At 46.1% G+C, this 25,160-nt stretch carries 21 protein-coding genes and 1 pseudogene; 10 read left to right on the top strand and 12 right to left on the bottom strand.

All coding sequences use genetic code 11. The features are described from left to right. Window positions 1-110 precede the first annotated feature (110 nt). Both rd and IQ263_RS21350 read left to right on the top strand, forming a co-directional pair. Window positions 111-272, top strand: coding sequence for a rubredoxin (gene rd / locus IQ263_RS21355; protein ID WP_194009764.1), 162 nt, complete (start codon window positions 111-113; stop codon window positions 270-272). Between the two features lie 24 nt (window positions 273-296). Further along, complete coding sequence (locus IQ263_RS21350; protein ID WP_370589121.1) at window positions 297-1,574, top strand: BaiN/RdsA family NAD(P)/FAD-dependent oxidoreductase; 1,278 nt, start codon at window positions 297-299, stop codon at window positions 1,572-1,574. 278 nt (window positions 1,575-1,852) lie between these two features. Here the strand turns inward: IQ263_RS21350 and IQ263_RS21345 are convergent, their stop codons facing one another. From IQ263_RS21345 to IQ263_RS21330, 4 genes are read right to left on the bottom strand one after another with little or no spacing between them, the layout of a single operon-like run. Then, the gene (locus tag IQ263_RS21345; RefSeq protein ID WP_194070065.1) at window positions 1,853-2,752 is read right to left on the bottom strand and encodes an Rpn family recombination-promoting nuclease/putative transposase; all 900 of its coding nucleotides are present in this window, start codon (window positions 2,750-2,752) and stop codon (window positions 1,853-1,855) included. 55 nt (window positions 2,753-2,807) lie between these two features. Further along, window positions 2,808-3,554, bottom strand: a complete 747-nt coding sequence (locus IQ263_RS21340) for a HEAT repeat domain-containing protein (RefSeq protein WP_194070063.1) — start codon at window positions 3,552-3,554, stop codon at window positions 2,808-2,810. A gap of 50 nt (window positions 3,555-3,604) precedes the next feature. Beyond that, window positions 3,605-4,141, bottom strand: a complete 537-nt coding sequence (locus tag IQ263_RS21335) for a GNAT family N-acetyltransferase (RefSeq protein ID WP_194070061.1) — start codon at window positions 4,139-4,141, stop codon at window positions 3,605-3,607. After that, window positions 4,141-4,350 carry a hypothetical protein gene (locus IQ263_RS21330; RefSeq protein WP_194070060.1) on the bottom strand — a complete coding sequence of 70 codons (210 nt, stop codon included), beginning with the start codon at window positions 4,348-4,350 and terminating at the stop codon, window positions 4,141-4,143. Before IQ263_RS21330 ends, IQ263_RS21335 begins: the two co-directional genes overlap by 1 nt. 135 nt (window positions 4,351-4,485) lie before the next feature. Here IQ263_RS21330 and IQ263_RS21325 point away from each other — a divergent pair, with 135 nt between their 5' ends. Together IQ263_RS21325 and IQ263_RS29650 are read left to right on the top strand one after the other, a co-directional pair. After that, window positions 4,486-5,856: a Tle-like phospholipase domain-containing protein gene (locus IQ263_RS21325; protein WP_194070058.1), complete on the top strand. Its 1,371-nt coding sequence runs from the start codon at window positions 4,486-4,488 to the stop codon at window positions 5,854-5,856. Window positions 5,857-6,175: 319 nt separating this feature from the next. Continuing rightward, window positions 6,176-7,534 (top strand): Tle-like phospholipase domain-containing protein, encoded by a 1,359-nt coding sequence (locus tag IQ263_RS29650; RefSeq protein ID WP_194070056.1) that lies wholly within the window; start codon window positions 6,176-6,178, stop codon window positions 7,532-7,534. 324 nt (window positions 7,535-7,858) lie between these two features. On the opposite strand, the gene IQ263_RS21315 is transcribed toward IQ263_RS29650, so the two are convergent. Together IQ263_RS21315 and IQ263_RS21310 are read right to left on the bottom strand one after the other, a co-directional pair. Next, window positions 7,859-9,223 (bottom strand): MFS transporter, encoded by a 1,365-nt coding sequence (locus tag IQ263_RS21315; RefSeq protein ID WP_194070054.1) that lies wholly within the window; start codon window positions 9,221-9,223, stop codon window positions 7,859-7,861. Between the two features lie 185 nt (window positions 9,224-9,408). Next, window positions 9,409-11,421 (bottom strand): Eco57I restriction-modification methylase domain-containing protein, encoded by a 2,013-nt coding sequence (locus IQ263_RS21310; protein ID WP_194070052.1) that lies wholly within the window; start codon window positions 11,419-11,421, stop codon window positions 9,409-9,411. A 151-nt stretch (window positions 11,422-11,572) separates the two neighbouring features. Between IQ263_RS21310 and IQ263_RS21305 the strand changes: the two genes are divergently transcribed. The 4 genes and pseudogenes from IQ263_RS21305 to IQ263_RS21290 all read left to right on the top strand — a co-directional run bounded on the left by IQ263_RS21305 (window position 11,573) and on the right by IQ263_RS21290 (window position 14,682). Next, complete coding sequence (locus IQ263_RS21305; protein ID WP_194070050.1) at window positions 11,573-11,815, top strand: CopG family ribbon-helix-helix protein; 243 nt, start codon at window positions 11,573-11,575, stop codon at window positions 11,813-11,815. A gap of 16 nt (window positions 11,816-11,831) precedes the next feature. Further along, a pseudogene (locus tag IQ263_RS29980) lies at window positions 11,832-12,084 on the top strand (type II toxin-antitoxin system RelE/ParE family toxin). 126 nt (window positions 12,085-12,210) lie between these two features. Further along, on the top strand, window positions 12,211-13,827 hold the full coding sequence (locus IQ263_RS21295; protein WP_194070048.1) for a family 10 glycosylhydrolase: 1,617 nt from the start codon (window positions 12,211-12,213) through the stop codon (window positions 13,825-13,827). Between the two features lie 270 nt (window positions 13,828-14,097). Next, on the top strand, window positions 14,098-14,682 hold the full coding sequence (locus IQ263_RS21290; RefSeq protein WP_194070046.1) for a Uma2 family endonuclease: 585 nt from the start codon (window positions 14,098-14,100) through the stop codon (window positions 14,680-14,682). A gap of 177 nt (window positions 14,683-14,859) precedes the next feature. Here the strand turns inward: IQ263_RS21290 and argF are convergent, their stop codons facing one another. Further along, a complete protein-coding gene (argF, locus tag IQ263_RS21285; protein WP_194070044.1) occupies window positions 14,860-15,780 on the bottom strand; it encodes an ornithine carbamoyltransferase in 921 nt (306 codons plus the stop codon). 226 nt (window positions 15,781-16,006) lie between these two features. Next, window positions 16,007-17,017 carry a tRNA dihydrouridine synthase DusB gene (gene dusB, locus IQ263_RS21280; protein WP_194070042.1) on the bottom strand — a complete coding sequence of 337 codons (1,011 nt, stop codon included), beginning with the start codon at window positions 17,015-17,017 and terminating at the stop codon, window positions 16,007-16,009. 720 nt (window positions 17,018-17,737) lie between these two features. Here dusB and IQ263_RS21275 point away from each other — a divergent pair. After that, window positions 17,738-19,330, top strand: a complete 1,593-nt coding sequence (locus tag IQ263_RS21275; protein WP_194070040.1) for a glucose-6-phosphate isomerase — start codon at window positions 17,738-17,740, stop codon at window positions 19,328-19,330. Between the two features lie 72 nt (window positions 19,331-19,402). Then, the gene (locus IQ263_RS21270) at window positions 19,403-20,116 is read left to right on the top strand and encodes a response regulator transcription factor (protein WP_194070038.1); all 714 of its coding nucleotides are present in this window, start codon (window positions 19,403-19,405) and stop codon (window positions 20,114-20,116) included. A gap of 64 nt (window positions 20,117-20,180) precedes the next feature. Here the strand turns inward: IQ263_RS21270 and IQ263_RS21265 are convergent, their stop codons facing one another. The 4 genes from IQ263_RS21265 to murC all read right to left on the bottom strand — a co-directional run bounded on the left by IQ263_RS21265 (window position 20,181) and on the right by murC (window position 24,121). Beyond that, complete coding sequence (locus tag IQ263_RS21265) at window positions 20,181-20,675, bottom strand: low molecular weight protein-tyrosine-phosphatase (RefSeq protein ID WP_194070036.1); 495 nt, start codon at window positions 20,673-20,675, stop codon at window positions 20,181-20,183. A 374-nt stretch (window positions 20,676-21,049) separates the two neighbouring features. Beyond that, window positions 21,050-21,397, bottom strand: a complete 348-nt coding sequence (locus tag IQ263_RS21260) for a YbaB/EbfC family nucleoid-associated protein (protein WP_194009747.1) — start codon at window positions 21,395-21,397, stop codon at window positions 21,050-21,052. A 62-nt stretch (window positions 21,398-21,459) separates the two neighbouring features. Further along, window positions 21,460-22,416 carry a UDP-N-acetylmuramate dehydrogenase gene (murB, locus tag IQ263_RS21255; RefSeq protein WP_194070034.1) on the bottom strand — a complete coding sequence of 319 codons (957 nt, stop codon included), beginning with the start codon at window positions 22,414-22,416 and terminating at the stop codon, window positions 21,460-21,462. A 151-nt stretch (window positions 22,417-22,567) separates the two neighbouring features. Then, window positions 22,568-24,121, bottom strand: coding sequence for a UDP-N-acetylmuramate--L-alanine ligase (gene murC, locus IQ263_RS21250; protein ID WP_194070032.1), 1,554 nt, complete (start codon window positions 24,119-24,121; stop codon window positions 22,568-22,570). Window positions 24,122-25,160: the final 1,039 nt, after the last annotated feature.

Below are 25,160 nucleotides of genomic sequence, written 5' to 3'. Positions count from 1 at the left end.
GGGTTGGGGTGGGGTAAAAAATTTACGACTAATTTAGGATTGCTATATTGCATTAGGTTGCGTTATCAACTACAATCTACAGGCTTACAATTTAAAATTGAGTTAAGCAAATGCAAAAATACGTTTGTACAGCTTGCAATTACGTCTACGATCCAGAAGTAGGCGACCCCGACGGAGGCATAGCTGCCGGTACTGCCTTTGAAGATATCCCCGAAGATTGGGTTTGTCCCACTTGCGGGGCGGCAAAATCCGATTTTGAACCAGAAGAATAAGCGAGAAAAAATTTGTCCGATCGAATCCTCAAAATTACAGTCATAGGTGGCGGTGCAGCGGGTTTTTTTAGTGCAATTACCTGCGCGAAAACCTACCCCCAGGCCCGCGTCACTTTACTAGAAGCTGGCCGACAAGTCCTAGCAAAAGTTCGCATCTCCGGTGGCGGGCGCTGCAACGTCACTCATGCTTGTTTTGACCCCGGTGTTTTAGTGCAGAATTACCCCAGAGGAGGGAAAGCTCTGCGCGGTGCTTTTACTCGATTTCAACCCCGCGATACTGTTGATTGGTTTGCCAGTCACGGTGTGAAATTGAAAACAGAAGAAGATGGGCGAATGTTTCCGATTACAGATGATTCGGGGACAATTGTTAACTGTTTGATCCGAGCTGCTGAGGATGCAGGTGTGAAAATTCGCACGGGCGATGCAGTCGTTTCAGTACATAAATTAACTGGCAATAACGCAGAGGGCGAACAAGGGGGCACTGCCCCTACGGATGAAACTAGATTTGAAATTGAGTTGAAATCCGGGGAAAAATTGCAGTGCGATCGCATTCTGCTCGCTACAGGTAGCAATCCGTCGGGTTTTAAGTGGGCAAAAGAGTTAGGTAATACTGTAGAACTGCCCGTTCCTTCTCTATTTACTTTTAATATTTCTGACAGCAGAATCAAAGATTTAGCCGGAATTTCGGTTCCTAATGCTAAGGTGAAATTGCCGGGAGCTAAATTAGAACAAAGCGGGCCTTTGCTAATTACTCACTGGGGTTTAAGCGGGCCTGCTGTACTCAAACTTTCGGCTTGGGGTGCGAGATTTTTGCACGATCGCCATTATAAAACATCTGTGCTGGTTAATTGGCTTCCCCAGTACAATGCGGAGGTTTTGCGGCAGCAACTGCTAGCGGTTAAATCGCAGTTGTCGCACAGATCGATCGCCTCTAGCTGTCCGTTTCCAATACCGCGCCGCCTCTGGGAACGTTTGACAAGTTCGATCGGCATTGACGAACAAAAACGCTGGGCCGACTTATCCAACAAAATCCTCGATCGCCTCCTGCTAGAACTCATTCAAGGCGAATATCAGATTGCGGGAAAAGGCGCATTTAAGGAAGAATTCGTCACCTGCGGCGGTGTTAACTTAAAAGAAGTCGATTTCAAAACAATGGAAAGCCGCCGCTGTCGGGGACTTTTCTTTGCTGGCGAAATCTTGGATATCGACGGCGTGACGGGTGGTTTCAACTTCCAAAGTGCGTGGACTACGGCGTGGTTGGCTGGAATCGCGATCGGCAAATCGGACGATTTGGGATTGTAGATTGGGGATTTGGGATTTGCGATACAGTCAGAAACCGGGTTTTTTGGGAAAATATAGGTTTATACCCGCAGATTTGGTAAAAAACCCGGTTTCTCTCAGGTAAAGGCGGGGAGTGGCGATCGGGAACCTGACTTGTGAGATTAGATCGGACGATCGCGCTTTCAACCGCTGCTATACAAACAATAAAATCGGTTTGCAGTAAGGACTTTAGTCCTGATGGACTCAAAGACAAAAAGAAGATTCAAGTCCTCTCGATCGAACTAAATGAGTGTAGAGATTCATCCCGAAACCGATTCAAGCCAAGCAATCAAATCCTCTTGACTGCTAAAATCCAACAAATTTTCACCTAAATCATCCAATTGTTCGAGAGATAGCTGCTGGATGCGAGTTTGAATTTCCGGCGAAACCTCACCTGTGCGCCGCGCTATTTGACGCAGAATTAATGCTATCTGTCCTTCAATTATGCCTTCTTTGCGGCTTTTAGTAATAGCACCGCGCTGGTCTTCAAAAAACATTTCTCGCTTTTCTAATTCGGCTAATTCATCAACGCTTAAATTAGTTTTACTGGCGATGGAAAAAGCTGTATTAATTTCGGGTATTGATGCAAATTTTTCGGGAATTTCATCAAGTTTAGTAGCGTTTTTGATAAAATAAACCCAGCTTTGAATCAGGTTTTCGACTTGCTCCAGTTCTTTATTAAATTTCGGCAGTTCTACAAAAAATAATTCTATTTCTCTGTAATATTCGATGTTTTCTTCAACTTCTTTAAAAACAAAATGGGTGAGAAATTTTTCGGTATTTTCAAACAGCACAAAATCTGTAATTGTTAAAGCAATCACAGGATTTAATTTTGAGTAGCCTTCTCTCGGTTTGAGCTGAGTCGCGTAGGTTTTGGCTGCATTGTATATGACACGCTTAGTAAAAGCTTCTACATTAATTACCTGCATTTTGATAATGACAGTTTTGTTGCCTGTAATTTTGGCTTTGACATCCAGGTAAGTGTCTTTTAAACCAGTTATGCTTGGTGCGGCGTAGGGGTCGATGATTTCTAAATCTTGAATTGTCGGCTGTGCGTTGTAGAGCATCGCATTCAGGAAGCTAATCAAAACTTCTTTGCTCTGAGGCGAAGCAAAAATCTTTTTGAAGCCAAAATCTGTTTTAGGATTGATGAATGTCATAATTGGTAACGGGTAAGGGGGAATTAGTAATCGGTATTTTATTGCGATAATTAGATCACAAAATTCCTTCCATTTCTAAATCTTCAATTATCTGCAATCCGCGCGGGTCGCCGACTCGCAACAGGGAAGATTTTGCATCTTCTCGCACGCCCATATCTGCATCTTCTTCTAAAGATTCAATTAAAGCGTCGATCGCCCCAGCGTACACTACATTATTCGGCAATTCCCGCGCCAGTTGTCCGATCGCCCAAGCAGAGTTGCTCCGCACAGCAGACACAGCATCTCCCCGCAGCGATTCAATAAGCGGTGGAATCGCTGCAATCACCACATAGTAACCAACTTTTGCCATTTGACCCAGCGAACTCGCCGCCCACAAACGTACTGCCGAAATATCAGTTCTCAAAGCATCAATTAAAGATGGCAAAGCGCGGGGATCGCTGCAATTTCCCAGGGCCCAAACTACCCCTTTGCGAACGTAACCGTTCCAGTCGCAGTTAAGCTGCTCGATTAGCGGTTCCACAGCATCGGGACTCGGATTTCGCCCCAAAGCATAGGACGCACTTACCCGCACCAAGGGGCAACCGTCTCTCAACAAATTAATTAAATGCGAAATCGCGCGATCGTCCTGCAATTCGCAAAAAGCCCGCGCCGCAATCATCCGGTGCTGAGGTTCCGGGGATTCCAGCAAAGGCAGCATTTCCTCTGGATCTGGCAGCGGGGGTTCGGATACGTCAAATCGATCCAAAGGGCTTTCCAGTTCCGTCTCAGTATCAAGGGTGTTGGGGTAGTCGTTATTGTTCATAAAAAAACTTTACCGCACTGAGGATGCTACGGGTGCAACTGAGTCAGCCGTCAAAGTGATTTGTTCATCCAGACAGAATGGCTTTGATAGCCTAACTTTTGATAGAGATTCATAGCAGGCTGATTGCTCAAAAAAACTTGTAAACCAATTTGCCGATCGCCCCTGGAACGTGCCCAATTTTCAGCATGAATCACTAAAGCTGCACCGAGTCCCTGACGGCGGTGTTCCGGCGCGATGTATAGCAAAAAAATGTGACCGTGGCGCAATCCAGTGGTTTGGTCGATCGCATTTCCCAGCCACAAACATCCGACAACCGATTGGGGATTTAGCGCTGGAGATTTGGGATTGAGATACTGCGAGGGCAGCACGGGCAAATTTTCTTGCTCTTGGGGGGTGTTTTTCAGGCACTCTATCCACCAAAGCGGCGTCTGGTTAGAAAAATACTGTTCGACAGTTTGAGACAAATGTCCCAATTCCCGATCGGGGTAAAGCTCTTCGTAAGTCAGGTGCAGGAACTTTACCAGTTTTGCCCGATCGAGTCCCGATCCCGATCGCAGCGCGTAGCCCGGTATTAGTTGAGCAGACATCAACGGACTCGGACACCGAGAGCGACATCATTTAGCCCCAATAAAATTGGATTCACTACTGCCGCTTGTTTTTGGGGGATCTCTTCCTCAATCGGTGCCGGGGCAGCCATGTCAGCCGGCAAAAAGATGCGAGCGCTGACTGATACCAGAGCTACGAAAAATATTAATATCGCTATAAAGGGAGCAATGTATTGACGAATGATAGCCATAACCGCAAAAACTTAATTCTTGAGTTGATTTTATCAATTGTACCATACAAATCTTGTCAGCTATAATGCTGCCATTAGACAATTAGCTCTCAAAAAGAGCGATCGCCAGTACCAACAAACACAAAATATAAGATTATGAGTGCCTCGCCAGCAGTTTATGAAGCTCTAGCTAAGTCAATTGTTTTTTTGAATGAAAAGCCCAACGCGCAGAATGACGTGGCGCGTTTCCTGGATACTAACGGCTACTATATCGATCGCATATTCGACGACCGAGAAACTGGATTTTATGCGATCGGCTTCGGTTCCTCCGACTCCCGAAATCCGCCAGTCCTCGTATTTAGAGGTACAGATTTCATCGACGGCGATGCTATGTTTTCCGACTCCCGCGACATCGGCTTACCAGAATTTGAAAAAAACAAAGATAACATCAAAAGCTGGCTCACAGAAATCGGTCAAGATACTGCTAAAAACCCCAGCAAATTATTGCCCGATATCGTCGGTCACAGTTGGGGCGGAGCGATCGCTCAAATCACAGCCACCGAATACACATCTATCACCGGCGACATATTTACTTTCAACTCTCCCGGAGTCTCAACCACTACCTTCAACGCTTTTCGGAAAAATCTCAGCAGAGTTGGCAACAAAAATGTCAATCACTACATTGTCAGCGGAGATATTGTCAGCTTGTTTGGCGAAGCATTTATACCGGGAAAAGTATTTATCCAAAATTTTACCGATCCGAGCATTAATCCCTTAACTGTTTTGGCAAAACATCGAACAGAAAATTTATTAAGCGCTCCGCCCGCAGATTTTTTCCAGAGGCAAATTTCCGTCGAAGACTTAAACAAACCCGACTTTGCTTATAACGACAACGACTCCGATTTTAACGAATTTATCGCAGCCCTAAATTTTGCCCTGCCCACTGTGTCAATAGCAATGAGAAAGAGAGCGGGTGTAGAGAGTTTGAGAACAGCACCAGAATTTTCTTTTGTGCAGTTAATCAGAGAAATACAATACGGTTTAGCTCCTCTGCAATCGAATTATTTATTAGGCGACATTCGCAACAATACTGCTACCGGTGGCAAGGGCGAGGATACCATGATCGGCAGCAGAGGTAACGATACTCTTAGAGGTAATAGAGGTAATGACAGTATCATCGGTGATGAGGGTGACGACTTCTTGTACGGCGGCAGAGATAACGATTATTTGGAGGGTGGCGACGGAAACGATTTGATGTCCGGCGAGTTTGGCAGCGATATTTTGATCGGCGGTGCGGGGCGCGATCGCTTTGTATTGGAATCCGGCGGCGGAGCCGATGTAATTGTCGATTTTAAAAAGGGTGAAGATTTAATTGCACTGTCGCGGGGGCTAACTTTCCCTCTCATTAGAGTCAGCCAAGGTGGTGACGGAGCTTTAATTTCTATCCCGATTACTGGCGAAATTCTTGCTACTCTCACAGGCGTGTCGGCCAGCGACATTACACAGTCTGATTTTGTGCAGCTTTAGTGCGAGAAAAATTTGTAGTTTTGGTATAGCCTTTCTTAAAAAGATGGGGCATGGGGCATGGGGCCTTGGGCGAGCGCGAAGCGGAGGGATGGGGCATACCTCACCACGCTTGAGAACCGCTATATCGTAAAAGCGAACAAAATTTAGCAAAAAATACGTCATATTTTTTGCTAAATTTTGTTCGCTTTTTTGTTGTTATTTTACAATTTTATAACTTCAAAATTGGATAAATTAATATTGTTAATTAATCAAGTTTACAGTAAAATGAATTAACCAGGTTCAACACTAATGCCCAATTCAAACACAGGAAATAAAAAATATGCCTTCTTCCCCCGCCGTTTACGAAACTTTAGCGAAACAAGTTGCTTACATAGATGACAACCCCCAGTTTCAAACTGTAGTTCAAACTGGTTTGAGCGCTGCCGGCTACCAAATCGATCGCACCTTTGACGATCCGACAACAGGGTTTCACGCGATCGGCTTAATATCCACCACCCCAGACAAACCGCCAGTTCTCCTATTTCGGGGCGTTGACCAACCGCTCGACGAAGTTGCCAACACAGACCCGCGAGGCATCGGTTTCAACCAATTTGAAGCCAACAAACAAGCCCTAGGAAATTGGCTGACAGAAATCGGTCAAAATACAGCCAAAAATCCCGGCCGCTTGCCACCAGACGTTCTCGGACACAGCTTGGGCGGTGCCTTAACCCAGCTAGCCGCCAGCGAATTCACATCTGCGATCGGAGATGTGGTGACATTCAATTCTCCCGGAGTCGATCAAAGCACAGTCAATACTTTTACACAGAAAGCCGGTACCAGCAAAAATGTAACTCACTACATTGTTAGCGGCGACTTTGTGAGTTTGGGAGGAGAAGCTTTTCTGCCAGGAAAAGTGTTTTTACAAACATTTACCAACCCGATTATTAACCCGCTATTAGTTCTAGAAAAGCACACGCAAACAGGTTTATTAACAACTCCTCCTCTCGGTTTTACTCAAACAGAAATTTCTGCCAACCAATTGAGCAGCCCAGAGTTTACTTTTACAGATTCAGATTATTTAGAACTGCTAGCTGGCGTAGACTTTGTGCTGCCAGAATTGGGAGCTGCCCTGCAATCGCGCAGCACCTTCGAGCAATCGAGAAACGCTCCGGGAGCATCCTTTTTCGGAAACATTCTGGCCATCCAAAATGCTCTCAACCAATCTCAACCTAATTATTTATTAGGCGACGATGCCAACAATACAGCCACAGGTTTTGGCGGCGACGATATTATTATTGGTAACGGGGGAAATGACACTCTCATCGGCAGTCGCAACAATGATATTATCAGCGGTGGCACCGGCAACGATCAGCTATTTGGCGGCAAAGGAGATGATAATTTGGATGGGGGAGATGGGGACGATACACTTGTTGGTGGAATTGGTGCCGATATCTTAATTAGTGGCCTTGGACGCGACGTATTAGTGTTAGGAGCCGGCGCAGGTACAGATACAATTATAGACTTTCAACAGGGTCAAGATTTAATCGGTTTGACCAAAGGTTTGACTTTCAACCAACTGAAAGTTACTCAAGGCGATGTTTCAACAACGATCGAAATTGCCAGTAACGGCGAAGTTCTTGCCAGTATTCCTGGCATTTCAAGGAGTCCGCTAACAGCTAGCGATTTTATTGCGATTTAGTTCGCGGCTGGCCATACAGATATTCGGTAGGGACACAACATTGTTGTGTCCTTATTTTATGAACGCAAGCGCACATAATTTATACTCCAATACGCTTGGGATAAGAATAATCTGATTTCCTTTCACAAGTCGGGAACTCTCATAAATGCGTGAAATGAAATTCGTCGGAAAGCGCTAACCCAAGCGTATTGATTTATATTCATTCCATGATTACAAACATCAATATTCCTCTAGGGAGGGGTTCACCGAAATCTCCAAAAGTAGTGCAGACATTGGTAAACCCGACCCGCCCGAATATTATAGTTATAGCGATCGCACTTGATATTAATCGAAATCGTCCAGTCCAGGTCTGGGCATGGATGCTAGTTTTTTCTCATCTTCTAGGGGCAGAAAGAAAATCGTCAGCATACCGGGAATCACAGCCAGCGCGCTCATCAAAAAATAATTTTGATAGCCGAGACTCGCCTGCAAGTAGCCGCTAAAAACGCCCGGAATCAGCACTCCAGCGGCCATAAAAGCCGTTGTAATTGCATAGTGGGATGCTTCGTATTCAGGGCGGACAGTCCGCATCAAGAACACTGTATAGGCAGCTACGCCAAGTCCGTAAGTAAATTGCTCGATCGAATTTACGGCATAAGCCCATTCAATCCCCGGTTGATTGATAGCCAATAGCCAATAAAGCACGTTAGTCGAATTTTGCAGAATAGCCGTCGGCCACATCCATTTTTTCAATCCTTGTTTGGCAATTAAATAGCCGCCCAGCAACCCTCCTATTAACAGAAACATTACCCCTAAAGTACCGGATAATAAGCCCATATCCGACGTAGAAACTGCTAATCCTCCTTTCTCAACTTTATCCATCAAAAATGGAGGAGCCATTTTAAACGTCAAGGCATCGCCCAAGCGAAAAATCAAGACGTAAGCCACAATCCAACCTATTTTATCTTGCTGAAAATAAGTTTTAAATGCTTCAATAAAGCTGGTTCTTTGTTGAGGAGTGTCGGATTCCAGAGCGTAATTGCGAGGATAGGGAAGATACCACCGCTGAAAGAGATATATCAGCACAAACATAATCGCACAAATGCCAAAGGCTGTCGCCCATCCGTAGTTAAGCGCCGACACGCTAAAATCCGAACCGAAAAGTGACAGCGGAATGTTTTGATATATTTTGGTGTCGCCTGTATTTCCGGTCACTAAATGGTTTTCGGCCAGTTTCCCGGCTAAGAACACCAATAAACCGCTACCGGCAATGACAGCACCTCTATAAGCCGTGTTGCGAACCCCGACAAATAGTGCTTGTTGGTCTTTATTTAGAGTGTTTAAATAAAATCCGTCAATGGCGATGTCGTGAGTAGCTGACACAAAGGCGATCGCCGTAAAGATCACAAGTGATATAATAATTGGTGCAGGCGTTAATACACCAAAAGCCAGGAAAGCAAACAGAAAAGCACAAATGATTTCGGTGGTTAAAATCCACTTGCGTTTGGTGGAATACAAATCAACTACTGGGCCCCACAAACCTTTTAAAACCCAAGGAAAAGACAACAGACTTGTCAATCCGATCAATTCGTTGCTGGTTCCCATACCTTTCAAAAAAATCACCGACATTAAATTAACGACGGTGTAAGGGAGACCTTGAGCGAAGTATAATACTGATACCCACAATCCAGCGTTATGCTTTTTTTCCATTGCAGAGATATTTTACCTAGTTACTTATTTGATTTACTGAGTGCGATCGACAATTCCGGTCAATTCAACCCCTGGCATCACAGTATATGCCATTCCGATGCCAGCGGCAGCCATATAAATAGTGCATTTTAGCATCATTCTGGCTCAAAACTATTTTCATTTTTTGAATAAGCCTGCAAAAATTTTTATCCGTTAAAAGAAACGAGGTAAGCCCGAACATTCTTGTTCCAGTCATAAGTGCCATAGGTTCGCAGCAGTTCCAAAGCACTTTCTTCTATCTGATATGCAGTTTTTGGACTATTCACCGGACGTTCGGGACTGTCAGGATTAACAACAATTAAACCTGCATCTAGAAACTGATGCACAGTCTGGCGGCGCACAGTTTCCCGCGTATTTGGTGCATATTTTTTACTGTACTCCTCCTCCATAAATTCCATAATTGGTGTGATTCCCCGAAGTGGAGATTTTGCCAATTCCCAAGCATCCTTTGGCTTGAGGTCAAGCAAAGCCAGAAGGGTTAAGGCGGAACGTTCGTTAAGCTGACCTTTGGGAAAACCCAGCGCTGCAAGTATTTCTAGAGATTCATCAATACGGTTCTTGATTGTCATTGGGCTATTTTCTAACGGATTGGTCGCCTTCAGCAGTTGTGTCTCGACAAGTCGATCGAGTTCCCGCTGTGTAGGAAATATTTCTCTTATTTGAGCGCCAAGTAAAAGTAATTGCTCTAGATTAGGATACTTCAAATTGCGTAAATCCGTAGCATTAACTTGAGTGTGTCCGTTGAACAGTCGGAAAAACCCATCTACCAAACTCGAATTTAGATAAACAGTCAATCCCCGCGCTAGAGTGAGGTCTAATCCGCGTCCTTGTTGGTGAAAGTAATTTAAATGGTTTTCAAAACCAACGCTAGAATTATTAATTTTGTCGGAATCCCAAACAACTGCAACAATTCGCTTTTGTTCTTCCTTTGACGAAAAGCGCTTGGTCAAAACATAATGTTCGTTGGGTACGAGGAGTGCAGCAGTTTTTTCGGTAATTGCTAAAGCTTGGTGCTTTTTGGTGGCGGTGGGATATTCAACAAACCCAGCCGATAAATGGGCTGGATAAATCAGTGGAACTGCATCTTTTTCTAGTTCTAGCCGCAAGTCAGAACCAACGCGAAAATCTACAACTTTTCCGGTGGAAACTGTCAAACCTAATTCTTGTAGCGTGCAAGTAAATTGAGCCATTTGCTCAACTAATTGCTGGCTGAGGGCATCGGGCAAAATCCGAATAAATTGCTCGGAATCTTTGGGGTTAACTACATCAGTATATCGTATATTATGACACAAAATTAGATCGGCATCAGCACTGTTACTTGAGGTAATCGTTACAGTATCTGGCTTTTCTATTTGTTTTGTAGCGCGCACAATAATTGTTTCTTGCAAAACAGCATCATCGCGAAATATTTTCTGTCGCGATTCAAAGATATGTATTTGGCGTAAAGCCATCATTTGTAGGAAGACTTTACGAAAATCTCGAAAGTATAAACCGTTGCAACAACTGCGGGGAGTAATTGACACTAATTCACCGTTTGGTTTGAGCAAGCTAGCGGCGGCAATCATAAAACCAGTGTAGAGATTGCCGGTTTCTACTCCTATAGAACGCAGCCAGGTACGCACTTGGGATTTAGCTGGGATTTTAGCATAGGGAGGATTGATGATTGCATGGGTGAATTCCAGTTTTTTTGAGTTTGTAAATAGATTGGAATTCAACATTTCAGCAGTTTCTTGAATAAAGTCTACTCTGCAAATTTTACTGGTAAAAATTATGCCAAAGTTCTGACATTCAATTCTGCACAATTCTAAGGTTTGTTTGAGGTAGTCAATCAAAATAATATCAATTTCATAAGCTGTTACCTGCATGGTTTGCGGTTTGTTTGGGCGCTGGCAAAGCTCGCAAACAACGGCTGCTATCAGGGAACCAATTCCTGCACCAGCATCTAAAAGCGATATATCGGGACAGTTAAATTCAAACATTCCCGCCATCAAACTTGCGACTGAGGAAGGTGTTAAAAATTGTCCTTTTTCTCCTCTCTGGTTTTGCTGCAGTTTTTTGGTTACTTCTAACCGCAGGAGGTCTACTCGATCGAGTAAATTGTTGGCTGTTGTGTTGCTGTCGCCCGGAATGGCTAGGGTTGGAAATTGTGGTGCTATCATTTGTTGAGAAAAGTGCGTTAGCGAAGCCCGCCCCTGCGGGGGCTGCGCCAACGAAGAGGATCGCCAGTTCAGTTTATTTTCGTCCCAAATTGGTATCTATACGCTATCATAGTAGCATTCTAATCTCTTCCCATAACAGCAAGAGGCAGCCATGAACCAAGAAAAGGTGACCTTTCCAATTGATAGCGAAAAAAAAGAGGCGCTGAGGGCGATCGCTACTGTTATGGATCGCGATTTAACTTATGTTTTGAACGAAGCGATCGCTTCTTACCTAGAAAATTATCAATCGCTGCTGGATGAGATTAACAAAGGCGTTGCCGAGGCCGAAGCTGGAGACTTTGCCAGCGATGATGAAGTTCAAGCAGTTTTTGCCAAATTGACCAATGAAAATTAAGTGACTGCGACCAGCTTTGCGAAATCTAGAACAGGCTCACGCATATATTGTCAAAGACAATCCAGAGGCAGCAAGGCAATTAATTTTAAGGATTCAGAGTGCTGCAGGTCAACTCGCAGAGTTTCCTTTTACGGGCAGTTGGTCGCGTAGAATCTACTAGAGAACTTGTCATTTCCAATACATCTGATCTGATCGTCTATCGAGTAAAAGAAGAAAGCGTAGAAATTCTCCGAGTCCTTCACACATCAAGAAAGTATCCAGAAAATTAGGTGATGTTTTCGATCGCCAATTGAGCTTATTTTCGTCTAAACTTGCACCGATGTGCGAAAATGTCAACCGGACTCTCAGACCAAAAGTCCGTAAAAGACAGTTCAACGCTCTCTCACACAATTCTGATGCGTAAACACAAAACATTCTTTTTGTCAAGCTGGTTCGCGATCGGCTTAACAATTAGTTTTCTGCTGATTCCCGGCTGGTTCTCAAACTTCCAAAACCGGGCTAACGCCACACTTCCCCCGCAAACCCAAACCGCCGAATTTCGCGCCTTCTGGGTGGACGCCTTCAACCCCGGCTTCAAAACGCCTCAAGAAGTCACCAAGTTGATTGCAGACGCACAGCGGGCCAATGCTAACGCGATCGTCGCCCAAGTCCGCCGCCGGGGCGATGCTTTTTACACCAGCGCGATCGAACCCCGCACCACCGATCCCAACGTTCCCCCCGGTTTCGATCCCCTCCAAGATTTGATTGACAAAGCCCACGCCGCAGGCATTGAAATCTACGCTTGGATGGTGACGCTGCCGGTGGTTTCTGGCGGCAAACTTCCCGCCGGTCATGTTTGGCAACAACACGGGCCTAGTGCTTCTGGTAGGGATAACTGGGCGATGCTGACTTCGAGTGGTGAAGTTAAAGGTTTCCTCGATCCCGGCCATCCAGACGCTTTAGATTATACAGTTTCCGTCTATTTGGACTTGCTGAAGCGCTACGATGTAGACGGCGTGCAGTTGGATTACATCCGCTACGGCGGCCCGAATTGGGGCTACAATCCTACTTCGATCGCCCGTTTCAACCAGCAAAACGGTCGATCGGGCAAACCCGCACCTACAGATCCCGCCTGGATGCAGTGGCGGCGCGAACAAGTGACAAATTTAGTGCGGAAGCTATACGTAGAAGCCCTGGCGATTAAACCGCGCGTGAAAATTACTGCGGCGACAATCGCCTGGGGAGACGGCCCGAAAAGCGATCGCGACTGGATGCAAACGCAACCTTACAAAGAAGTTTTGCAAGATTGGCGCGCTTGGCTGGAAGAAGGTATTCTCGACATGGCGATGCCGATGACTTACCAGCGCGAATACAAGCGATCGCAAAAAGTCGCTTACGACAATTGGATCGAGTACGCCAAAAACCACCAGTACAACCGCCAAATTGCCATCGGCCCCGGCAATTATCTCAATTACATCGAAGACACTCTCTCGCAAGTCCGCCGCGCCGAAGCTCCCTCAGCCCTTGGGAATCACCTTGCGGGTACTGTCCTGTATTCCTACGCTAGCAGCAACGTGTACACCAACGTCGAACTGCGATCGGGCGGCAACAGCAGAGATTTACCCCGCCAGCCTTGGAAATACCTGCCGAAAAGCAACGATCTATTTTACACTGCCCTCTCGCAGCCGAGTCAATACGTTGACGGCGCTACGGGCAGAACCGTTGAAACTCAGCCGGTGTGGGCCATGCCGGCAGCGGTTCCCGATATGCCTTGGAAGTCGCGGCCTACTGCTGGGGCGATCGCCGGAAATTTGCAGCAGTGCGAACGAACTTGCGACGGTGCGAGTTTGACTTTGCAGGCGATCGATGCTAGTAGCAAGGTGCGGCAACTGCGTGCCGATGGTAAAGGATGGTTTGGGGCGATCGAGCTTTCGCCCGGTTCTTATCAGTTGAAAGTTGACGGAAGTCAGGTTCAACAAACAGTTGATGTTGTCGCCGGTGAAGTTACAAAAGTTAATTTCGCCAGTTTGTAGTTTGTGGGGTTCCCAGCGCGTACCTTACTAATTTTTTGATTGATTGCAGATATGTAGGTTGGGCAGAGTGAAACGCAGCTTCATTCTTGGACTCAACCTACATTTTTTTTTATTAACCACAGAGGGCGCAGAGGGCGCAGAGGGAGATCGGAGAGAGGCAAGGGTAATCAGTTACGGGGCAATTCTTAGGTCGGTGAGTAAAGTAGGATTTACTCAGAAGTGTTACAATTAAATTATCCTGGATTGAAGTGCGCTATTGTCGGTGAAGCTATGTTAATCACAGAAGCCCCTTTCACGCTCCGCAAATGGACGGTTAAAGAATATCATAAACTCGGAAAAATCGGTTTTTTTCACCCAGAGGAACGAGTCGAATTAATTTCAGGAAATATTCTCAAAATGAGTGCAAAAGGAACTGCCCATACTTCGGCTTTAGGGCGCACGGATAGATTGTTTCAAGACTTGTTTAATAATCTGGCATGGGTACGAGTGCAAGATCCGATCGCCCTCGATGACAATTCCGAACCAGAACCTGATATCGCCGTAGTCAGAATCGATCCCTTGGACTACGCCACTCACCATCCGACTCCCTCTGAAGTATATCTAATTATCGAAGTGGCAGACAGCAGCTTGGCTTACGATCGCGAAATTAAGGCCAAAATCTACGCGCGATCGGGAATTGCGGATTATTGGATATTAAATGTAAATGAGCGACAACTTCATGTTTTTCGAGAACCGACTGAAGACGGGTATCAAAGCGAAATAATTCTGGGGGAAAGCGCGAGTATTTCACCGCTGCAATTTCCTGCTTTTAATATCGCAATTCAGCAAATGTTGCCGCCAATTATACTCAATTAAAAAGCTTACTGATTTTTTTTTATTAACCGCAGAGGGCGCAGAGGGCGCAGAGAGGGAAGAGGGAGACAAGTATTTAATCTGTAGCTTTGAACCAGGGGTTTAAACCCCTGGCAGACTGCCGAACTGGCGACATATTTACTGGGGAGATATTTAAGGATTGAAGTCCTTACTACAAACTTAATCGCTTTCCAGAATCCCCGCCAGCAAAGCTTGCTGAGCGTGCATCCGATTTTCTGCTTGCTCCCAAACGCGCGATCGCGAACCTTCAATCACCGCATCCGTAATCTCTTCATCCCGGTGTGCCGGCAAACAGTGCAGTACAATTGCATTGCGATCGGCAAACTCCAACAATCGCTCATTTACTTGATAAGGCTCAAACAAGGGAATCCTGATCTTAGCTTCTTCTTCCTGTCCCATACTCGCCCAAACATCAGTATAAATTACTTGAGCATCCTTAGCCGCCGCTTCCGCATCAGAAGTCACTGTAACTTCTGTTTTTCCATTAGCAATTGCCTTAGCCTTTGCCACAATTTCAGGATTAGGACGAAAATCTTCAGGACAAGCAATTCTGACATTCATTCCCGTCATAGCACAGCCCAACATCAGGGAATTAGCCATGTTGTTGCCGTCGCCCAAATAAGTTAATGTCACTCCTTCCAGCCGGCCAAAACACTCTTTAACTGTCATTAAATCCGCCAACACTTGACAGGGGTGTTCATCATCTGTCAGCGCATTAATTACAGGAATTTTGGCATAATTTGCAAAAGTTACTAAATCCTTTTGCTCGAAAGTCCGAATCGCCAAAATGTCTAAATATCGGTCTAAAACTCTGGCTGTATCGACTAAAGGTTCGCCGCGGCTGACTTGCGTAACGTTCGGATTGAGGTCAACAACTTGCCCTCCCAACTTGTACATTGCCACCGTAAAACTCACCCGCGTTCGGGTTGAAGCTTTAGAAAATAACAAGCCGAGAACTTTAGTGCGTTTCAGCTTGACCATTCCCGATTTTAAACTGGCTGCTAGATCCAGCACATAATTTAATTCGTCAATACTTAAATCTGCCAGACTTAATAAATCTCGCCCTTTTAATGAATCCATACTTTCCCCATACACAAATTTCTAGCTGTGTCTTAAATCTAAGCCCGCTTGCGTCGGGTTTTGTTTCTGTTACCGCTGTTTTACTCCGCCCAAAAACGGAGATCTATCCACGACGCTTGTACGTGGATAGATCGAAATTTTAGACTTTTGTTCCAGATCTCAGATCCATCTGTGGAGTAAATCTAAAATCTAAAATCTAAAATCTAAAATTGACTGTGGATCTGGTTTATGCGGGTAATTGTTCGATCGCGCGATCGATCCAATCGCAACCTTGCTCCACCGTTTCTACCACCGCCAACACGCCCCGCAATTCCCCAGCGCCTGGGAAACCTTTAGCATACCAGGTTAAGTGCTTGCGCGCTTGAGACACACCGCTTTGACCTTTATATTCCCACAAAGCCCGCAGGTGTTCCTTAGCACATTCGAGTCGTTCAATTGGTGTCGGAGGTATCTTTTCCACACCAGTTTTCAAGAAATGATCGACTTCTCCCACCAAAAAAGGATAGCCCAAAGTCCCCCGCGAACACATCACTCCGTCAGCGCCAGTTTCTTGAAGACAGCGCACCGCAGCTTCCACTGAAAAAATATCCCCGTTACCAATTACAGGAATCGATAAAACTTCCTTAACGCGGCGAATCCATTCCCATTTTGCCGGGCCGGTGTAACCTTGCGATCGAGTGCGACCGTGCACAGTAATCATTTTTGCTCCCGCATCTTCCATCCTCCGAGCAAATTCCAAAATATTAATTTCTTGGTCAGTCCAACCGATGCGAGTTTTAACAGTCACAGGAACATCTACAGCTTCCACCACCGCCCGCACAATTGCCTCGGCCGTTTCCGGATCTCGCAGCAGCGAAGAACCGCCACCGTTTTTAGTAATTTTGTTCACCGGACAGCCCATGTTAATATCAACAGTATCCGCTCCTTCTGCTACGGCTTTCTGCGCCGCTTCTGCCAAGAAATTCGGCCGACAGTCAAATAATTGAATGCTAATCGGGCGTTCGTTTGGATCAATTTCCATAATTTTTGGCAATTGCTTCACGTAGTGCAAACCCGTAGCGTTGACCATTTCGGTGTACATCATCGAATCCGGGGCGTAGCGACGCACCAAACGGCGAAATACTAAATCAGTAACACCTGATAAGGGCGATTGCAGGACGCGGCTTTTTACTTCCAAATCGCCTATTTTGAGCGGAGTTGCTAATCTTTCTTTTAATTCTGGAGATAAAGTAAGCATAGTCGATCGCACTTTAATTCTAATATCTGTATATTCTACTACAACTGAGATATTTTTTCAGTTATTAGCCAAATCTTGAGCCGAAGATTGAGCGATATCATTTTCACTAGATTATCCCAAATAACCAAGGAAGGTTCGTAGTGCGGACTTAAGTCCGCTCTTAAGTTGCGTACTCTTGTAGGCGCGCTAACAGTTTTTGTAATGGTAATCGACCAGACATGACATGATATCATTGGCAGCAAATCACTTTTGCTACTGTCATTACAAAACCAAGTGAAGCAATCGCTCTTGCTTGAGATTAGTTTTCTCAGCAGCCACACAGTTTTGCAATCGCGGGTATGGAGGCGGACATTAGGACAGCGAAAAGAATACTTAACCAGACTGCAATATCTATTTTACTGCGGGCGATCGCTCGAATTCGAGTATTGTCAAACCAGAACCCAAAGCCTAACCCAGACAACACTTAAATCTATTTGCGGCTATCGCTTGACTTTATATCTATCTATGGGGTTTAGCCATCAATGGGCGATCGACCTACCAAAAATGCCGTCCAAGTCATATTTTTATTGTTGAATTCTGCCGAACCCAGCCTTTTGCCTTCCTAGGACAAATGCTTAAATTTTATTGGGATTCTGCAAAAACTATACATAACATCGTTTTAAACTACAATTGGTTGATTCCCGACGACGATCGAACATTATAAAAATTTTAGAGAATTCTATGGACGCCAAAGCACTCTGGCAACGCTACCAAGACTGGCTTTACTATCACTCTGGATTGGGACTTTATCTCGATATCAGCCGCATGGGATTTGACGACGCTTTCGTAACAGCACTCAAACCCAAATTTGACAAAGCTTTCCAAGACATGGCAGCTTTGGAATCAGGTGCGATCGCCAATCCCGACGAACACCGCATGGTGGGTCACTACTGGCTCCGAAACCCCGATTTGGCTCCCACTCCAGAATTAAAACAACAAATAATTGAAGAAATTGCACAAGTCGAAGAATTTGTCAAGAAAGTTCAAAACCGCGAAATCAAACCGCCCTTTGCTCCGCAATTTACCGACATAATCTCGATCGGCATCGGCGGTTCCGCCCTCGGCCCCCAATTTGTCGCCGAAGCCCTATCCCCAGACATCCCGCCCCTAGCAATTCATTTTATCGACAACACAGATCCTGCAGGGATCGATCGCATCCTCAACAAAATCAAAGACAAACTCAGTAGCACCCTAGTAATTACCATATCCAAATCCGGCGGCACCCCCGAACCCCGCAACGGCACCATCGAAGTTCAAAAAGCCTTCGCCGCCGAAAAACTAGACTTCGCCAAACAAGCAATTGCCATCACCGGCACAGACAGCAAACTAGACAAATTAGCAAAATCCCAAGGCTGGATTGCCACCTTCCCCATGTCAGACTGGGTGGGAGGACGCACCTCAGAACTCTCAACAGTAGGACTTTTGCCCGCAGCTTTGCAAAACATCGACATTCGGGCCATGCTAGACGGCGCTAAAGTCATGGACGAAGCTACCAGAATTCCCGAAATTAAAAATAATCCCGCCGCCCTTTTAGCGATGAGTTGGTATTTTGCCTGCAACGGACGCGGCGAAAAAGATATGGTAGTTTTGCCATACAAAGATTCCCTGCTATTATTCAGCCGCTATTTGCAGCAATTAGTCATGGAATCGATCGGCAAAGAAAAAGATTTAGAAGGCAACACAGTTCATCAAGGAATCGCAGTTTACGGCAACAAAGGCAGCACCGACCAACACGCCTACGTCCAGCAACTGCGCGAAGGCGTGCCGAACTTCTTCCTCACATTTATCGAAGTATTGCAAGACAGGCAAGGCATTTCCCCAGAAGTAGAAACAGGTGTTACTTCCGGAGATTATTTGTCTGGTTTGTTGCAGGGAACTCGACAAGCTTTGCACGAAAATCACCGAGATTCAATTACTGTCACAATTCCCCAAGTCAACCCTCGGACAGTAGGAGCATTAATCGCCCTCTACGAAAGAGCAGTAGGTTTTTATGGTTCCTTGGTGAATGTCAACGCCTATCACCAACCGGGCGTGGAAGCAGGCAAAAAAGCTGCCGCTGCTGTATTGGATTTGCAAAAACAGGTACTGCAAGTGCTCAAAGACGCTCATGCACCTCTGTCTGTAGCAGAAATAGCCAAACAAGCCGGAAAACCAGAGCAAATCGAGACAATTTACAAAATTCTGCGACATTTGGCAGCCAACGGGCGCGGCGTAGCTTTGGAGGGGAAATTAGCGCAACCTGCTACTTTAACCGCAAGTTATAAAGAAAATTAAACAGTAGAATTAAGAATTAAAAGTGAGTAATTTCACTTTTAATTTTTCATGTTTAATTTTTAATGTCTCCCCATGCCCCTGACGATTCTGGTTGCTGACGACGATTTCGCGACTCGCCTGTCGATTACCGATTATCTGGAAATTAACGGATACTCTGTAATTCCTGCTGAGAACGGCAAAGAAGCTTTAGGGTTGGTACAGGAATTTCAGCCCCACTTGATTGTCACCGACATTACAATGCCCGAAATGGATGGCTACGAATTTGTGCGGCGAGTTCGGATTCGTCCCGCTTTTCGTTTACTACCGGTGATTTTTTTGACCGAACGCACGAGCACTGAGGAACGGATTCGCGGCTATCAGATGGGGTGCGACAATTTTCTGGCTAAGCCTTTTGAACTACAGGTGTTGGGGGTAGTGATTCGCTCTTTGCTCGATCGCTACGCTCTCATTGCTCAGGCATCTTCTCGTTCGGAATCAGAATCTACGTCAACAGAGGCACGTCACAGAGCCACCAACCACCCTGAATCCGATTTTTCAACTAAAAAGTCAGAAACTGGCGATGGCTATTCTCCCCGCCCAAATTCTCCGAATTTAACGCAACGAGAGCAACAAGTGCTAGATTTGCTGACAGAAGGTCTTTCTAATATTCAAATTGGCGATCGGCTGCACCTCAGTCCCCGCACCATCGAAAAGCACGTCAGCAGCTTGTTCAGAAAAACTGAAAGCAGCAACCGAACAGAACTCGTTCGCTTTGCGATGGAACACCATTTAGTCAGTAATTGGTAATTGGGAATTCGGAATTGGTAATTGGGAATTGGTCAAACAGGGCATTCGCCCGCGCAGGGCATTGTTAATTGTAATTGTTAATTGTTAATTGTTCCTGACTGATAACATACTGCAACAAACCCTCCGAAGCGTCCATCAGCAAATCAATTACCCGATCGAATCCATCCGGGCCGCCGTAGTAAGGATCTGGCACTTCTTTCAGGTCGTATTTCTGGCAAAAATCGCACATCAACCGCACTTTATCTTGATATTTTCCCGCGTTGTCGAGAGCAAGAATATTCTGATAATTATCCCGATCCATCGCCAGAATCAAATCAAAATTTTCAAAATCTTTCCTTTGAAATTGACGGGCTGCGCCTAACAATTCAATTCCTTGCTTCCTCGCAGCCAATGTCATGCGGCTGTCAGGGGCGCTACCAATGTGATAGCCGCCTGTTCCGGCGGAATCGCAGGTGATACGATCGCCCAAACCTGCTTTTTTGATTAAATGATTCATGATATTTTCTGCTGAGGGCGATCGGCAGATGTTTCCGAGGCAGACAAATAGTAATTTAGTCATTAGTTATTAGTTATTGGTTATTAGTTATTGGTTATTGGTTATTGGTTATTAGTTATTGTCATTAGTTATTAGTTATTGTCATTAGTTATTGGTCATTAGTCATTAGTCATTAGGAAGAAGGTTTTTTTCATCTTTTTCCCAAAGTTTCCTACTTCATAGAAATTAACCAGTCATTAGCTATCAAGTCGTTATACCAATTTCATAAAGTAGCCCTAGATATTACCCCCCAACCCCCCGATGCTTTGGGGGGCTAGGACTTCATCAGCACATCTCTAGAAAAATGGTATTACTCAACATAAATCACTAATGACTGATGACTAATGACTGATGACTACTGACTACTGTCAACTGCCAACTGCCAACTGACCAAGGGCTTAGAAACCGGGGAGATTCAGTCCGCCGGTCAGTTCTTCCATTTTCTCCCGCATCGTAGCCGTAGACTTAGTGTAAGCATCCTGCATCGCCACGGTGACGAGTTCAGAAACCACATCAGCACCTTCACCGAGGGCATCCGGTGCAATTTCGACCCGGCGGGGTTCTTGGTTGCCGCTGAGAAAAACTTTGACCAAGCCGCCGCCGGCAGTTCCCTCAATTTCCATTACATCCAACTCTTCTTGAAGCTTTTTAGCTCCTTCTTGAACTTGCTGAGCTTTTTTGAAAGCTTCAGTCAGTTCTTTCATTTTGCCCAGGCCGAAGCCAAATCCTTGTCCTGATTTTGTCATAATTACTTTGTGATGGTGTGTGGGCTGGCAGTTTGCCGCTTTCGTATTACTTCAATGATGCCTTAGAAAGGGAACTCTCCCAGTATTCTAACTTCTGGCTCCAACAACAGCGACCACCGCTGCTCGACTTGCTGTTGAACGTGGCGGATCACTTGAAAAATATCATTGGCCGTTGCTGACCCGCAGTTAAGAATAAAATTAGCATGGCGCTGAGCTACTTGTGCGCCACCGATCTGATATCCCTTCAGTCCCGCTTGTTCGATGAACCAACCTGCCGTCTTGGGCCCGGGGTTACGGAAGACTGAGCCACAGCTCGGTAAGTGGTAAGGTTGAGTTGTCCGCCGCTGGCTGAAATTTTCATTAGTGACGGCCATTACTTGCGATCGGTCGAATCCCGGCTGCAACTGAAAAGTCGCTTCTGTTACCAGGCGATCGCCCCCTTGCAACACCGAAGTCCGGTAGCGGTACTCCAACTCTTGGGGAGTCAAAATTTCCACCTTACCGGAGGGGGATAGCAGGCGAGCATTGACCAGAATATCAGCAGTACAGCCCCTGTGAGCGCCTGCATTCATCACCACAGCCCCTCCTACGGTGCCCGGTATACCGACAGCCCATTCTAGACCTTTCCAGCCCCGTTTAGCCGCCAACCAAGCGAGGCGCGGAATTGACTCCCCCGCTCCGGCCGTAACTTGACCTGCTTCTGCATTGAAATGCACTTGCTTGAGGTAGCGAGTGGCAACGACCAAACCGGACAAACCCCGATCGCTCACCAACAGATTAGAACCCGCACCCAACAGAGTCACCGGCACCCCTTCATCCTGTGCCCAGGCAAAACTTGCTTGCAAAGCCTCCATGCTGCGGGGAGCGACGTACCACTGGGCAGGGCCGCCGACTCGAAAAGAAGTCTGGCCAGCAAGCGACACTTGGGAGTTAATCTGACAGTCAGTTCCCCGCAAAGAAATAGGAGAATACACTCGCCGATAGTCCTTAACAGAGGAGTCATTCGAGATTGTCACCATCTTGAAAATCCTTAAAAATACCTTCGCTCGAATACGCAGTTGAAAATTCATTTATCGGTGGCCGGGCAGCCATTTTGAGCGAGTCGCCCTCATCGAGCAGTGTCGGTAAAACCTGCACCGCCTTGGATGTCGATCGACTCGCAGGCGCGGGCTAATTTGGGCGCGATGCTTCTTGATAAAAAGCCATCACCTCTGGAATAATCTGATTCAGATTACCAGCACCCAAAAACAGAGCCAAATCCCCCGGTTGCAGATTTTCGGTTAAAAACTTACTTACCGACTCCAAGGAAGGCGCAAACACAACCTCTGGACCTGCTTTAGCAATCAAATCAGCAACCTGCTGCCCGCTAATTTTTCCTAAATTCGGTTCCCCAGCACTATAAATATCGCAAGCCACAACCAAATCTGCATCCCCAAAAGATTGAGCAAATTCTGGCAAAAATGTCAGAGTTCGGCTGTAACGGTGCGGTTGAAAAATGGCAACCACTCTTCGGGATTTCTGATTTTTTTCGCTACCTTCGATACGCAAGCGAGCCGCCGCCAAGGTGACGAGAATTTCGCTCGGGTGGTGGGCGTAGTCGTCCACAAACAAGATGTCATTGTGAAAACCCCGCACCTCAAAACGGCGGCGAGCGCCTTCAAAGCCGGAAATCGCTTTGGCGATCGCCGAAAACTCCAACCCCAACAATCGACCCACTGCTACCGCCGCTAGTGCATTGCTGAGATTGTGTGTCCCCAGCAACTTCAACTCCATTTCCCCCAGGAAAGCTCCTCGCTCCCAAATACCAGCCTTGGTGCTTTCGGCACCGTACTCCACCCCCGAAACCGTGTAGTCAGCACCGCTTTCCGGATTCAAGCTGTAGGTGACATTGGGGGCGAGGCAGTCTTTGACGATTTTGTCGTCAATGCAGCCCACCAAGGTTTGACAGTTTTGGGCAAACACCTTAAATATGTCTATCACCTGGTCGAGAGTCTCGTAATGGTCTGGATGATCCAGTTCCACATTGGTCACTATGCCAATTTTTGCTACCAGCTTGACGAGAGAACCGTCGGATTCATCAGCCTCGGCCACTAAGTAGGGGCCTTCGCCGGCACGGGCATTGCCTTCCCAAGCATTTACCTCGCCTCCTACCACGATTGTCGGGTCTAGACCCGCAGCCATCAGCATGAAGCCGATTAAGCTGCTAGTAGTAGTTTTGCCGTGAGTCCCTGCTACAGCTATACTTTGGTAATCTTGAATTAAGGCCGCCAACACATCCGAGCGATGAAAAATCGGACAGCCCAAATCTAGAGCAGCTCGATATTCGGCATTTGCAGGGTGAATTGCCGTCGAACATACTACTTGAGGCAATCCCCCATTTGCTGGGGCGTCCAAACCGTTGCCGTTCAATTTGAGAGCTTTGGCTGTCGCGACGGAAGTCCCTACCGCACCAGCGACCGAGGATACTATATTTTCGGGCGTCCCGCGATCGGGACTGCTACCGTTGATGGCCGTTTGAAAAACTTCAAAATTGCTGGCGTCTTGACGCCAAAAAATGTGAGCTCCCATTTCTTGCAAGCGCTCGGTGATGTGACTCGATTTAATATCGGAGCCGTACACGGGCAACTTGCGTTTAGCTAGAATGTAGGCAATGGCTGACATCCCAATTCCACCAATGCCGATGAAATGAAATGGTCTACCGCTGAAATCAACAGAACTCGGCATCTTCGCTCCTCACACACCACGCCACGCCAATAACACGCGATATCATCAAAAAAATGGTTAGAAACCCCGTCCCTTCGGCAAGCTTAGGGCAAGCTTTATAGGACGGCTTTATATTCCCTTTCGGGAAGGAGGAGTATGGTTGCTCCTCTGTGGAGATATGGTTGTCTCCAAAACTCCCTTGCGGGGTAAAGTTAGCTTGTCGGCATATGTTTTCTGAGCTTTTTAGACTTGCAGCACTGTTTCTGTTACCTGGAAACTGTTTAACTGCAAATGACACTCTCAGGGGATTTCGCACTCTCCAGGGTATCGTGACTCAAAAAACCTAGACCAAGGGAAGTATACGGCCCGTCAGGACAGCTCGTAAGAATATTACAAGCCTCATGCCGTCAGGGCTGAGGTTCCTGACATCAAGAATTGTTTTTTTCAGGATACAGTTCGCTAGACATTTTTGTACACAATTCTCTGCGCTTCCCTAAATTTCGGGATTTGTAGAGAGGTTTGTCTTGTATCCTATTTGACTTAGTGCCGAGTAGTTTTCCGGAACAGTCACAAAAGAGAAAATTGCAGGTTAGAGAGAATGGGGTTTGGGGCCAGGATCGGCTGACTAATTTTGGGCGGTTGCACAGTCCTGGATTCTTTCTATTTCTATCCGCCTGCTGTGCTGGGATACGACAGCAAAAGTCCCACAATCTTTTTACGAAGATTGAGGGTCAAACCCATCAGGATTTACAAACACTACCACGTATGGCAGAACTTCGCTCATTTTTTAGTCTTCGATCTGTTGCTGCGTTCAACTGTTGACTGTTGACCGATCGCGCTTTTGAGATTTTCTGCGAGGGAAATTAATTTTTCCGTTCTCCTTACAAGGGGCTGGCTTTAAACCAATTTTTTCTGCTAAGTATACTAAGTATAAATTTCAGAAAGATGAGGTACTATGTGGCATAGGGCATAGGGCATAGGGTATAGGGCATAGGGCATAGGGCATAGGGCATAGGGCATAGGGCATAGGGCATAGGGCATAGGGCATAGGGCATGAGGC

Source organism: Tychonema sp. LEGE 06208 (assembly GCF_015207505.1).
Lineage (GTDB): Bacteria > Cyanobacteriota > Cyanobacteriia > Cyanobacteriales > Microcoleaceae > Microcoleus.
Note: the sequence above shows the minus strand (reverse complement) of the source record. Positions and strands in the feature narration are given on the sequence as shown.